We start from the raw sequence: 11,952 nt of genomic DNA, 5'->3' as shown, positions 1-11,952 counted from the left end.
CCATACGCGCGGCATTTGGGGTCTACAACCAACCATTGCCATGCAAACCATTTATTAACGCATGCTTCTTTTGCCGACGTGGCGGATTCGCAACATCGGGCGCGCTAGAACCTGAATTCGTCGTCGACGACGTCATTCCGCAGGCGCGGCATTGTCGCATCGAAGGCTGACGTAAACATTACGCCTCTGTCGCCTCTCGAATAAGTGCCGACGACAGCAACGCCGCGCTTCAAGATTGGAGCGACAAGGCGGCCATTCGGGGCGAGGAGTTTGAGCAGGTCGCCGGGCTCGCCATCAAGGGCGCCTTCGACAATGATGGCGTCAAACTGGCCGGACGTGGCGAGTGCATCGTCGGTAGACACCACAGAGACAGTGCCGACGCCAAGCGTCTCAATATTTTTTCGCGCCAACTGGCCCAATTGCTCGACATGCTCGGCTGCAACCACTTCGCGCGCCTGACGCGAGAGGATGGCTGCCGAATACCCGCTTGCTGTGCCGACATCGAGCACGCGGTCGGTCGGAGCGATCTTGGCAAGCTGCGCGATGCGCGCGAATTGCGAGGGGGACAACAGGAAGCGGCCATGCGCCAGTGGCTGGACGTCATCTACATAAGCGACTGGCCGACGATGTTCGGCGACGAACAACTCGCGCGGCAGTTCGGCCATAGCCGAAAGGATACCACGATCCATCACGCCACTCGCGCGGAGCTGGCTGTCGATCATTGCCATCCTGGCGCTTCGGTAGTCGTCCATTGGCACTTGCCCATAACGTCATATGCCGGACGTGAATATCCACCCGCCAGCGAACTAGCAAGCTGAAGCCTAAAGCGGTCACGCGTTTCGGAGCAGTTCTGAACATGTTTGGATAATGGAGGCCGCGTCCGGAATCGAACCGGAGTGCACGGATTTGCAATCCGCTGCGTAACCACTCCGCCACGCGGCCTTCGTCGCAGTACCTATTTGACCTGTCGGGTCGATGCAACAGTATTGTCGCTATCCGACTTTTTTTCTCATGGAATTGGCAAACGGACTCTTCATGCGGTCAGCCGCCGCCCGAGCCCAGCATGACGTTGACCGCAGCCGCCAACAGCACGGTGTTATAGAAATGCGCGAACACCAGGTGCGTCATCACCCGTTTGCGCATTTCGTTGGTCGTGACCTTGGTGTCCGATGTCGCGACCGACGTACCAACAGTGAAAGAGAAATAGAGAAAGGCGATGCCGTCAGGCTTTTCGTCACCTGGAAACTGCAGCCCGCCCTCGATATCTGAGCCATTCTCCGTATCTGGCGCTTGATAATATTCATAGGCGTAGTGAAGAGCACCCATCACCTGCACAGTGAACCAGCCAAGAACCACTGATCCCACGCTGGCGACGATCTCGGCTGCCTCAGGGCCGCCGTCCTGATTCAACGCAAGGAAGAGCGAAACGACTGAGGCGATGATAACGATGAGGACAATAAGAAGGAGGCCAAATCCAGGCGTATCCTCGTCTCGCGCGTGCTTCTGCAGGTAAGTTGCAGTCAAATGCGGTAACTTGATCAGCGTCAGCACCAGATAGGCCGCGAAGAAGCAATTGGCGCCAACGCTTACCGCGTATTCTGGAAAGAACAGCAGCGATATCGCCAAGCCGATGGCGCCAATCGCGAGGCCAAAATAGAATGGCGCATGGCGCGGCATAACCCGCGCCAAGGCGGCGCCGCGCAAGCCCTTATATTCCATCCCGTCCCCCTGCCCTCAATGCCGATCCTCGCGAGGCAACGCGATCAGCCGCGGATGGCTCCGGGCCCTGGCCGCGCACCAGGCGGTACAGTACCCATGATAATCATCCCCAGCACTTCGTCCTTGGTGACATCACTGGTGCGCGCCTCGCCAACCACCTGACCGTTTTTCATGACAACGACCCGGTCCGCCAGATCGAAGACGTCATGGATATCGTGGCTGATGAGAAAGATGCCGATACCATCGGCCTTGAGTTGCTTGATAAGATCGCCGACCTGCGCCGTTTCCTGGGGGCCGAGCGAGGCCGTCGGTTCGTCCATGACGAGGATGCGCGCATTGAAGAGGATGGCGCGTGCGATGGCTACCGATTGGCGCTGTCCGCCAGAAAGCGCCCGTACTGGCTCTTTGAACCGCTGAAAGTTCGGGTTGAGCCGGCCCATCACTTCTCGAGCGCGCGATTCCATGGCGGCGTCGTCAAGCGTCCCGAGCGACGTGACCATCTCACGGCCCAAAAACAAATTGGCAGCCGCATCGACATTATCGGCCACCGCCAACTGCTGGTAGACCGTCTCGATTCCATAGGCCTTAGCGTCGCGTGGATTGTTGATGCTGGCCGGTTCGCCATTGATCCGGATCTCGCCGCCGTCACGCTTATAGGCGCCTGCAAGGATCTTGATCAGTGTCGATTTCCCGGCGCCGTTGTGGCCTAACAGACCGACGACCTCGCCGCTGTGCAGTGTAATAGATGCATGATCGACGGCCTTGATGCCGCCGAAGGCGATCGAGATATCAATCATCTCGACCAGCGGTGCGCTTTTATCCAGCATAAACTGCGCTCCTAGCGCTTATTCCGGCGATATAGCGTGTCGAGCCAGACTGCGAAGACCAGGACGACGCCGACCACGATGGATTGCAGCGGGCTATCGAGCCCCATCAGCACCATGCCGGATTGAAGAGATTGCATCACCACCGCGCCAAGCATGGCGCCGGCGATGGTGCCCACGCCGCCAGCTAGCGACGAGCCGCCGATGACGGCTGCGGCGATGACGTAGAGTTCGTCGAGAGTGCCGAGGGCATTGGTCGCAGCATTGAGGCGCGCGCTCGATATTGCTGCGGCGATGGCACAAAGCCCGCCCATCAGCATGAATATCTTGACCGTGACCCAACGGGTATTGATCCCGGCCAGCTCAGCTGCTTCCGGATTACCGCCCATAGCATAGACATAGCGGCCAAACCGCGTGCGGCGGCTGAGGAACGTCATCAATACGCCGACACCGACCGCGATCAGCACCGGTACGGCGATGCCGTGGGAAATGAAAAGACCACCTTCCGGCACCGTCAGGCCATTGGCGGCGGCATAATTTTCGGCGATCCGTACCGGCCAGGGATAGGCATTGGCGATCCACACAGCCGCGATCGTCGTGCCGCATCCAAAGATGGCGATAGTCGCTTCGGCCCAAAGCGGCCTCTGCGGGAAATTGAACCTCTGCCGCTGTTTCCTATCGAAAAAGATCGCCGTGAGAATGGCCACACAGGCGACGACGCCGATCACCCAGCTCCAGGTCGCCCCGATCGAGCCAGCGGGGCCACCGCCCATCAACTGGAAAGTTGGGTCAAGCGGCGCAACGGTGCGGCCCATCGTAACCCACCAGGCCGCGCCACGCCACACCATGTAGCCGCCAAGGGTGACGATGAAAGCCGGCACGCGCAGATAGGCAATGATGGCACCCTGCAGCGCGCCAATCCCTACGCCGACAACGAGACCGCCGAGAAGCGACAGGATCCAGATCAGCGGATGGCCAAGGCCCAGGCCAAGCTGAACCGGCAGAAACTGCGTCTGCATCACGCCCATGACCATCCCGACGACGCCGAGAATGGAGCCCACGGAGAGATCGATATTGCGGGTGACAATGACCAGCACCATTCCGGTGACGATCACCGCAACGGAGGCCGTTTGAACCGACAGATTCCAGAGGTTTCGGGGCGTCAGAAACAGCCCGCCCGAAAAGACATTGAACCCGATCCAGATGATCGCCAGCGCCCCGATCATACCGAGCAGACGCGTATCGACCTCGGTGGCGATCAGGAATCGCTGCAGGGGTTTTTGCGCAAAGCTGCTGGGATGAGCTGGCGTGAAAATGGCGTCTTGGTCAGCCATTCAGGTCTCCGGATCGCTGCGCGTCAAACCCATGTCGCCGGCGCGCGCGAAAAACTATCAAGGCGATCATTCTAACTGGTTCTCGCCTCAGTTACATGCGGCAACAGCGCCGGGCGCGACGCCCTGGCAAACCAGCGTCTTGGTGACCCAGCCTGCATCGATGGCAAGCCCGAGGTTGTCCCGCGTGATCGGCACCGGCGTCAGCAACACAGCGTTCATCTCGACGCCTTTGGGGCCATCGGAAAACTTTATCGCACCCGGTACGGCATCAAGCGGCGTCCCCGAGCCGAGTTCGATCGCGATCTCCGCAGCTTTCTTGCCCAGTTCGCGAGAATCTTTCCACACCGAAACCGTTTGCGTCCCCAGCGCGATGCGATTGAGCGCGGCATGATCGCCATCCTGACCTGAAACCGGCACTGATCCCGCAAGACCTTGGGCTGCCAGCGCCGCAATTGCCCCGCCCGCAGTGCCATCGTTAGATGCGACGACGGCGTCGACCTCGTTATTATTGGCGGTCAGAAATTGCTCCATGTTCGACTGGGCATATTCGGGGTTCCAGTTGTCGGTATAGGCCTCACCGACATTTCGGATCGCCCCGGCATCGATCGCCGGTTGCAGGACTTCCATTTGACCTTGAAACAGAAAGTCAGCGTTGGGGTCGGTCGGATTGCCTTTGATGAAGACGTAATTGCCCTCAGGCTTTAGCTCGAACACGCCGCGAGCCTGCATGCGGCCGACTTCCTTGTTGTCGAAAGTCAGATAAAACGCGTCAGGGTTTTCGATCAGCCGGTCATAGCCGACGACCGGAATGCCTTCTGCGACAGCGGCGGCAACCGCAGGCCCGATCGCTTCGCTATCTTGGGCCAACACTATGATCGCATCGACTCCCTGGCTAATCAGGCTCTCGATGTCGGTCAATTGCTTGGACGCTGAGGACTGAGCGTCTGCCGCGATATAGGTGGCGCCAGCCTCTTCGAGTGCCGTCTTGATCGCAGCCTCGTCGGTCTTCCAGCGCTCTTCCTGGAAATTATTCCAGGAAACGCCGATAACCACGCCGTCCTCAGCCCAGGCAGGGCTTGAAAGCGCAGCAGAAGCCAGCAAGACCACCGCGAACTGCTTGTTCATCCAAGTCCTTCCTTGGGCATCAGGCCAGTAGCGCATCTCGACCTGCTGAATCCCTCGGGCCGTCGGTGCGGCAAGGCTCTTTTGTTGCCCGAAAAACGACGTCGCATGGCAAAACTTGGCGTGTCAACGTCAAATTCGGGCCGTGAAAAAAATCGAGGTTGCGTCTATCGCTGGGCTTTGGTGTCTAAAGACGGAGTGAGGGAGACAACTGCTTGACGAGAACCGTCAGCGATAGTGACAGCGTCCGTCGGCAAAACCGTGGACTGGTTTTAAGCGCGCTGCGCATGCAGGGTGCGCAATCGCGCACGGCCCTCGCAAGCCTCACCGGTCTCAGCCACGCAAGTATGACCGCGATTATGTCCGATCTTTTGGTGCAGGGTCTCGTCAGCGAGGTCGCTGCCGATCGTGTCGATGGTCGTAGCCGCGGCCGTCCAGCGACACTCGTGCACTTCGCCCGCGATGCAGCGCATCTCGCGCTCTTCGAAATCGACGTCAATCGCGCGCGGCTGTCGCTGGTCGATTATGGCGGCGTGCTTGTGGACCGCATCGAAACCGCGCTGACGCCAGACACCTTTGCCTATCAGAAACCGACCGACTTTCTGTCCGAGCGGCTCACAGCACTGTTGATCCGTACGCCCCAAGCGGCTCTCTCGCTGCGCCGGGTCGCCATCTCCGTCCAGGGTATCCTGCAGCGCGATGGGCAGGGTCTGCGATGGTCTCCCATCCCTCGGCTTGCCGGCACCTCGTTCGTGTCGGAGCTCTCCGAAAAACGCAATCTGCCGGTTACGCTTCACAAGCGTGGCGTCTTGCTCGCCGAAGGCGCGCGTTGGCTTGATTCATCCCTACACGATGCCAGCGTCGCCACGGTGTTTATCGGCTCGACCGTTGCTATGGGTGTCACCTTTCGCGGCCAGATCATGGGGCGCGGTGATGAAGGGGCGACCGAATTCGGGCACATGAATCACCTGCCGAATGGCGCGCTCTGCCGTTGCGGCATGCGCGGCTGCATCGAGGCTTATGCCGCCGACTATGCCGTGCTGCGCACAGCTTTCTCCGTGCCGGAAACCGCTCCGCCTGCGGCCGCCGTCCCGGTACAACAATATGAAATGCTGATGCAGCGGGCCGAAGCCGGAGATCGCGCGGCCAAGCATGCCTTCAACGTTGCTGGTCGCGCTGTGGGCTACGGTATCAGCCGTATGCTGGCGATCTATGACCCCTCGCATATCCTGATCGTCGGACCTGGCGCTAGGGCGCTGGAATTGATGCGCGGCGAATTCGACCAAGCGATCGGTAATTCTCTGGTGGGCAAGATCAATGGTCTACCCAAGATCGTCGCCCACCGCGACGAAACCGAGCCTGTCTTCCGAGGCCTTCTGATGAAGACCCTCAACGACATCGACCAGCTCGATTTCGCCCCGCTGCCGAATTCCGAAAGGATCGGTCCGGCAGCCTAGATTTTCAGCCAGTCATGCAGTCGGTCAGCCAAGACTATTGGCTCTTCGGATCCGGCATCCAAGGTCAGATCAGGACTGCGCGGCGCTTCGAACGGACTGTCGATGCCGGTGAAGTTTTTGATCTCGCCACGCCGTGCCTTTGCATAGAGCCCTTTGGGATCGCGCGCCTCGGCCACTTCAAGCGGCGTACTGACAAAAACCTCGGTGAACCGGATATCGCCAGCGATCTCGCGGGCGAGTTGGCGTTCCTTCTCGAACGGCGAGATGAACGACACGAGGACGATCAGCCCGGCATCGGCCATCAGCTTGGCGACCTCGGCAACGCGGCGAATGTTTTCGACACGAGCAGCTTCCGTAAAGCCAAGATCCTTGTTGAGCCCGTGACGGACATTATCGCCATCGAGAATGTAGCAATGCCGCCCCTCGGCTGTGAGACGCTTTTCCAGCAGATTGGCGATCGTCGATTTGCCTGACCCAGAAAGGCCAGTGAACCAAACGATCTGCGGCTCCTGCCCCTTCATCGTGCCGCGCACGCCGCGATTCACGTCAAAAGCTTGGTAGGTCAGGTTTTGCGCCCGCCTCAGACCAAACTCGATCGTTCCCGCCGAGAGGGTGGCATTCGACAGCCGGTCGATGAGGATGAATCCACCGGTCAACGGATTGTCGGCGTAGGCATCAAACGCGATCGCGCGGTCGGTCGCGATCGTCACGGTACCAACTTCATTCAGCTCAAGCTTGTTCGCCGCCACGTGCTCCAGTGTGTTCACGTTGGTGCGGAATTTGATGTCGGTTATGGTCGCGGGTACCGTTTGGGCACCGATTTTAAGCAAATAAGACCGTCCCTGATAGGCCGGTTCGTCATTCATCCAAACGAGCTTGGCCTGAAACTGATTAGAGAATTCCGGCGTCGTCCCGGGATGCGACAATACATCCCCGCGCGACACGTCGATCTCGCGATCCAGCACCAAAGTCACGGCTTGCCCCGCTGCAGCGCTCGCCAGCGAACCGTCCATGGTGACAATGTCGGCGATCTTGGCCGGCTTGCGCGATGCGGCGACAAGCACATCGTCGCCAATCTTGACCGTCCCAGCAGCGACTGTCCCCGAGAACCCCCGGAAGTCGAGGTTCGGACGGTTCACCCACTGCACCGAGAAGCGGAACGGCTGATCCGCTTTGTCCTGCGCCACTTCGATGGTTTCGAGATGAGGCACAAGCGGTTCGCCGGCGAACCAAGGCGTCCGCTCGCTTTTCGATAGGATATTGTCGCCACGCAGCGCGGAAACCGGCACCGCCGCAAGCGTCTGAAAACCTAGATCCCGGGCAAACTCCCGGTAGTCGGCCTCGATTTTATCAAAAACGGCCTGGTCGTACCCGACCAAGTCGATCTTATTCACGACCAAGACCACATGCTTTACGCCGACGAGCGAAAGGATGAAGCTGTGGCGCCGGGTCTGGGTCAGTAGGCCCTTGCGAGCATCGACGAGTAGGAGCGCGAGGTCGGCATTGGAAGCGCCCGTCGCCATGTTTCGCGTGTACTGCTCATGGCCCGGCGTATCGGCAACGATGAACTTGCGCTTGTCGGTTGAGAAAAACCGATAGGCAACGTCGATGGTAATGCCCTGCTCCCGCTCAGCCGCCAGCCCGTCGACCAGCAGCGAAAAGTCGATGCCCTCGTCGCCCACCGTGCGATTATGGCTCTCCTTCTTGAGGCTCGCCAATTGGTCATCCAGGATCAGCTGGCTGTCATAGAGCAAACGGCCGATGAGCGTTGATTTACCGTCGTCGACGCTTCCGCAGGTGAGAAAGCGTAGCAGCGATTTGTCGGTCTGCTCGGCAAGCCAGATATCGAGTGCGTTGGTGGGTGCGGGCATGGCCAAACTCATCTCAGAAATAGCCTTCCTGCTTTTTCTTTTCCATCGAGCCGACGGAATCGCTGTCGATCAAACGGCCCTCGCGCTCGGAGGTCCGGCTGGCCTGCATTTCCATGATGATGGAGGGAAGGTCGGCGGCATCGGAGCGGATCGCTCCGGTCAATGGGTAGCAACCAAGCGTCCGGAACCGGACGGTCTCCATGCGCGGCCTCTCGCCGGGCTCGAGCGGCAGCCGCTCGTCGTCCACCATGATCAGCGTCCCGGAGCGCTCGACTACTGGCCGGGGCTTGGCGAAATAGAGCGGCACGATGGGGATCTGCTCGGCGTAGATATAGGTCCAGACGTCGAGCTCGGTCCAATTCGAGATCGGGAACACGCGCATACTTTCGCCGGGGTTTAGACGAGTATTGAACGTGCGCCAGAGCTCTGGTCGCTGGTTCTTTGGGTCCCAGGCATGGTTGGCATTGCGATGCGAAAAGACACGCTCCTTGGCGCGGGACTTTTCCTCGTCGCGCCGTGCGCCACCAATCGCCGCGTCATATTTGCCAGCATTCAGCGCCTGACGCAGCGCCACCGTCTTCATAATGTCGGTGTAGCGAGATGAGCCATGGTCAAACGGATTGATGCCGTCGCGCACGCCCTCTTGGTTTGTGTGACGGATCAGATCGAAGCCGTACTCTTTCGCGGTCTGCTCGCGAAACGCGATCATTTCTTTGAACTTGAACGTCGTATCGACATGGAGCAGCGGAAACGGAATCTTGCTCGGATAGAAAGCCTTGCGCGCCAGATGCAGCAGAACGCTCGAGTCCTTGCCGATCGAATACATCATCACCGGACGTTCAAAACTCGCCGCGACCTCGCGCAGGATTTCGATGCTTTCCGCTTCCAGCGATTGCAGATGGGTCAGGCGGCTGTGGGTCACGTTCGTTCCAGACTGGACAGATTTTGCCGGGCTTTAGCTTCGTAATTACGTTTGAAACATAGGCTGCATCAAGGCCAAAAGTCCCGCAAAACCAGTGGTTTCAGGCACCTCGGGCAATTTTGTGCACGTTGAGCCGAAAGTCAGACAAACCACTTCAATTCTGCCGGACTGACGCCCAACCTTTGGCGCACCACCGATAAGACGCGGAAAAATAATTCTCTCGGCTTTTCTTCCCGTTAGTAGGAGGAACCATGGTTGGTGGGATGGATTGCGTTTCTCATGGAGGATCTTTTCATGAGCAAAGACAAATCTACTCCCGCTCCGCTTGAGACCGAAGACGGCGAACAGATGGACGACAACGTCAACGATGTCGGCCAAAAGTCGGGGGACAAAAAGCTTGAACAGCCGGTGGACAAAAACGGAAAGACGTCCGGCGGCAAAACGAAGACCTGAATTGCGCTTGGAATCCCTTGCGAGCCCCCTGCCCCAATGCTAAACGCCAGCAGCGTGCCGGTATAGCTCAGTTGGTAGAGCACCTGATTTGTAATCAGGGGGTCGCGGGTTCGAACCCTGCTGCCGGCACCAGTTCAACCGCGACATTGGCGGTAACCTGGCAGAGCTAAACGCTCGGCCCGTTTAAGGTGTCAATGTGAGCGGTTTGGCCAAGCCTCGCGTATCAGTCGTGACCAACGAAACGGCCGGAGCCGATGCCGCGGCTGCTGGTCTGCGTAAGATTTTAGGCGATGTGAGCATTGAAGACGCGGACTATGTCGTCGCCCTAGGCGGCGATGGTTTGATGCTTCAAACTCTTCACTTGGCCATGAAGCAAGGCACGCCAGTTTATGGCATGAACTTCGGTTCTGTCGGCTTCATGATGAATGATTTTTCGTCAGCCGATATCATCGAGCGGCTCGAATCTGCTCAGCGCACCAAAATCTATCCCCTCTCGATGGACGTGCTCGATGCCTCTGGGCAAAGTCGCACGGCATTGGCGCTGAACGAGGTGTCGCTGTTTCGGTCGACCCACCAGGCGGCAAAGATCCAGATCTCGGTGGATGACGAAATCCGGCTGGATGAGCTGATTTGCGACGGCATACTTTTGTCGACGCCGGCGGGCTCAACGGCCTACAATCTTTCCGCTCATGGCCCAATCCTGCCGATCGAGGCGCCATTGTTGGCTCTGACGCCGATTTCTCCTTTCCGTCCGCGTCGTTGGCGTGGGGCAATCCTGAGTAACGCGGCCCGCGTGCGCTTTGTGCTGCGGGAGGCCGACAAGCGTCCGGTGAGCGCCGTTGCGGACAATATTGAGATCAACAACGTGCGGGAAGTGACCGTACGCGAAGATCGCTCACATGCGGTCACGCTGCTTTTCGATCCGGGAAAGAGCCTGGAAGAGCGCGTTCTCAGCGAACAATTCAAGTTTTAGGTCAGGCGGCAGGTAGCTGCAAAGGCAGGCTATTGTCGCTTGGTGGGACAAGCATCGGCAAATGCGTCGTGGCTGCGAACACGCGCATTACGCCACGAGCAGCCTTGCGCGCCAAAGCGATGTTCTGCTCGCTCAGATAAGCAAAGGTCTCTTCAAGCTCTTCGGGGATGACGCCGTCATACTCTGCAATGAGCTCTTCGATGAGCGCGGTAACAACAAAGTGCCGCGCTGCTGTATCGTCTGCAAGATCGGCAGTACGGGCATGGAGGACGAGTTGCACCAGCACCTTGCCGAGAGCCGTCGAAACATCAGCGCGCAGCAGTAGAGCGGACAGGGCAGATCGGCTGCCGCTTTCGAGCAATGTGAAGACCTTTTCGCGTGTTGCCCCGGACAGTTCGGCAATACAGGACGCGAAGAACATCACGTGGCCCGTGACCAAAGCGTGCAGAAGAATGCGGGCATTCAGTTGGCTTGAGCCCACAAGTGTTTGAACAAACTCGCGTTTACGAAGATAGGCTTCCGCTTCGCCAATCGCTGAGAGTGCCGTGTCCGAGCCGTTGCGCAGTAAGCGCTCGAGCCGTTCGGGCGCCAATGCGCCAGCGACAATTCGGGTCTCGCGGAGTGCTTCCGTAACGCGCTGCACAAGAATAAGCCGAGCAGGACCGGGAAGGTCTGGGCGGGCAAGAAGTGCGCCCCGTACCTTGGCATCCATCCCATGGGTCGCAGCAAGCCGCACCAACAGAGATGCATCTAGTGAAATCTCGGTCCGTCGCAGCATGTGGAGGACAAGGCCTGGCTCGTCGCGCTCGATGAGGAGAGTTGCGACGCGCATTGAGAGTTGGGCGCGTTGGGCCACCGACAGCCAGATCGCGGCGTCGCCTTTGCGGATGGCGTTGAACAAATCGGCGTCGATCAGTATCGGCGAATACTGGAGAATCGCGCGCGAGATGATGGGACTATCCTGCAGCAGCGCCATCATGATCGGGCGTGGCGCCTGCTCTGAATGCAGCAGCCCATAGGCCAAGGCGGCGCGGACTTTTACAGATGGGTCATCCAGAAAATTGATGAGAGACGCATAGAGCGCAGCATGCTCGTCTGCAGGGCCCTCGTGGTCGAGAAACGCAAGCGCCGCCAGGTGTGCAGCGTGTCCGCGCTCGTCGCTATCGTGGGACCGGGACAGCCGGACAAACTCGCTATACTCGATCATTACTCTCTCCGCACCGCAGCGGAGAAAAGACTATCGCGGAGTATTTAAGGAAGCGTTCACCATAACTTAT

General features: G+C 59.0%; 11 protein-coding genes and 2 tRNA genes. 4 read left to right on the top strand and 9 right to left on the bottom strand.

Annotation, left to right across the window (positions count from 1 at the left end):
* Window positions 1–104: 104 nt before the first annotated feature.
* From ASG47_RS03750 to xylF, 6 genes are all read right to left on the bottom strand, one after another.
* Window positions 105–728: a protein-L-isoaspartate O-methyltransferase family protein gene (locus ASG47_RS03750; protein ID WP_162243207.1), complete on the bottom strand. Its 624-nt coding sequence runs from the start codon at window positions 726–728 to the stop codon at window positions 105–107.
* Between the two features lie 140 nt (window positions 729–868).
* A tRNA-Cys gene (locus ASG47_RS03745) sits at window positions 869–942 on the bottom strand.
* 99 nt (window positions 943–1,041) lie between these two features.
* Window positions 1,042–1,719, bottom strand: a complete 678-nt coding sequence (locus ASG47_RS03740) for a DUF1345 domain-containing protein (protein WP_061907413.1) — start codon at window positions 1,717–1,719, stop codon at window positions 1,042–1,044.
* A gap of 44 nt (window positions 1,720–1,763) precedes the next feature.
* A complete protein-coding gene (locus tag ASG47_RS03735) occupies window positions 1,764–2,546 on the bottom strand; it encodes an ATP-binding cassette domain-containing protein (RefSeq protein ID WP_061907412.1) in 783 nt (260 codons plus the stop codon).
* Between the two features lie 11 nt (window positions 2,547–2,557).
* A complete protein-coding gene (locus ASG47_RS03730) occupies window positions 2,558–3,877 on the bottom strand; it encodes a sugar ABC transporter permease (protein ID WP_061907411.1) in 1,320 nt (439 codons plus the stop codon).
* Between the two features lie 87 nt (window positions 3,878–3,964).
* Entirely contained in the window at window positions 3,965–5,002 is a 1,038-nt protein-coding gene (gene xylF, locus ASG47_RS03725; RefSeq protein ID WP_061907410.1) for a D-xylose ABC transporter substrate-binding protein, read from the bottom strand.
* Between the two features lie 212 nt (window positions 5,003–5,214).
* Between xylF and ASG47_RS03720 the strand changes: the two genes are divergently transcribed.
* Complete coding sequence (locus tag ASG47_RS03720) at window positions 5,215–6,456, top strand: ROK family transcriptional regulator (protein ID WP_156463968.1); 1,242 nt, start codon at window positions 5,215–5,217, stop codon at window positions 6,454–6,456.
* Here the strand turns inward: ASG47_RS03720 and cysN are convergent.
* Complete coding sequence (gene cysN, locus ASG47_RS03715) at window positions 6,453–8,327, bottom strand: sulfate adenylyltransferase subunit CysN (protein WP_061907451.1); 1,875 nt, start codon at window positions 8,325–8,327, stop codon at window positions 6,453–6,455. The two genes, ASG47_RS03720 and cysN, sit on opposite strands and share 4 nt — an antisense overlap.
* Window positions 8,328–8,340: 13 nt before the next feature.
* Entirely contained in the window at window positions 8,341–9,249 is a 909-nt protein-coding gene (gene cysD / locus ASG47_RS03710) for a sulfate adenylyltransferase subunit CysD (protein ID WP_061907408.1), read from the bottom strand.
* Window positions 9,250–9,543: 294 nt separating this feature from the next.
* Here cysD and ASG47_RS20520 point away from each other — a divergent pair, with 294 nt between their 5' ends.
* The 3 genes from ASG47_RS20520 (at window position 9,544) to ASG47_RS03700 (ending at window position 10,675) form a co-directional block, all read left to right on the top strand.
* Window positions 9,544–9,702, top strand: coding sequence for a hypothetical protein (locus tag ASG47_RS20520; protein ID WP_156463967.1), 159 nt, complete (start codon window positions 9,544–9,546; stop codon window positions 9,700–9,702).
* A 56-nt stretch (window positions 9,703–9,758) separates the two neighbouring features.
* A tRNA-Thr gene (locus ASG47_RS03705) sits at window positions 9,759–9,834 on the top strand.
* Window positions 9,835–9,898: 64 nt separating this feature from the next.
* On the top strand, window positions 9,899–10,675 hold the full coding sequence (locus tag ASG47_RS03700) for an NAD kinase (protein ID WP_274532514.1): 777 nt from the start codon (window positions 9,899–9,901) through the stop codon (window positions 10,673–10,675).
* Window position 10,676: 1 nt separating this feature from the next.
* Here ASG47_RS03700 and ASG47_RS03695 read toward each other — a convergent pair whose 3' ends face one another.
* Window positions 10,677–11,882 carry a DUF2336 domain-containing protein gene (locus tag ASG47_RS03695; protein ID WP_061907407.1) on the bottom strand — a complete coding sequence of 402 codons (1,206 nt, stop codon included), beginning with the start codon at window positions 11,880–11,882 and terminating at the stop codon, window positions 10,677–10,679.
* Window positions 11,883–11,952 lie beyond the last annotated feature (70 nt).

The sequence above is a fragment of the Devosia sp. Leaf420 genome, from assembly GCF_001425445.1.
GTDB lineage: Bacteria > Pseudomonadota > Alphaproteobacteria > Rhizobiales > Devosiaceae > Devosia.
Note: the sequence above shows the minus strand (reverse complement) of the source record. Positions and strands in the feature narration are given on the sequence as shown.

Coding starts and splice junctions, on each gene's coding strand:
- cysN (WP_061907451.1), bottom strand. CDS start 8,327: ATGCCCGCACCCACCAACGCACTCGATATCTGGCTTGCCGAGCAGACC.
- ASG47_RS03735 (WP_061907412.1), bottom strand. CDS start 2,546: ATGCTGGATAAAAGCGCACCGCTGGTCGAGATGATTGATATCTCGATC.
- ASG47_RS03750 (WP_162243207.1), bottom strand. CDS start 728: ATGGCAATGATCGACAGCCAGCTCCGCGCGAGTGGCGTGATGGATCGT.
- ASG47_RS03695 (WP_061907407.1), bottom strand. CDS start 11,882: ATGATCGAGTATAGCGAGTTTGTCCGGCTGTCCCGGTCCCACGATAGC.
- ASG47_RS20520 (WP_156463967.1), top strand. CDS start 9,544: ATGAGCAAAGACAAATCTACTCCCGCTCCGCTTGAGACCGAAGACGGC.
- ASG47_RS03740 (WP_061907413.1), bottom strand. CDS start 1,719: ATGGAATATAAGGGCTTGCGCGGCGCCGCCTTGGCGCGGGTTATGCCG.
- ASG47_RS03730 (WP_061907411.1), bottom strand. CDS start 3,877: ATGGCTGACCAAGACGCCATTTTCACGCCAGCTCATCCCAGCAGCTTT.
- xylF (WP_061907410.1), bottom strand. CDS start 5,002: ATGAACAAGCAGTTCGCGGTGGTCTTGCTGGCTTCTGCTGCGCTTTCA.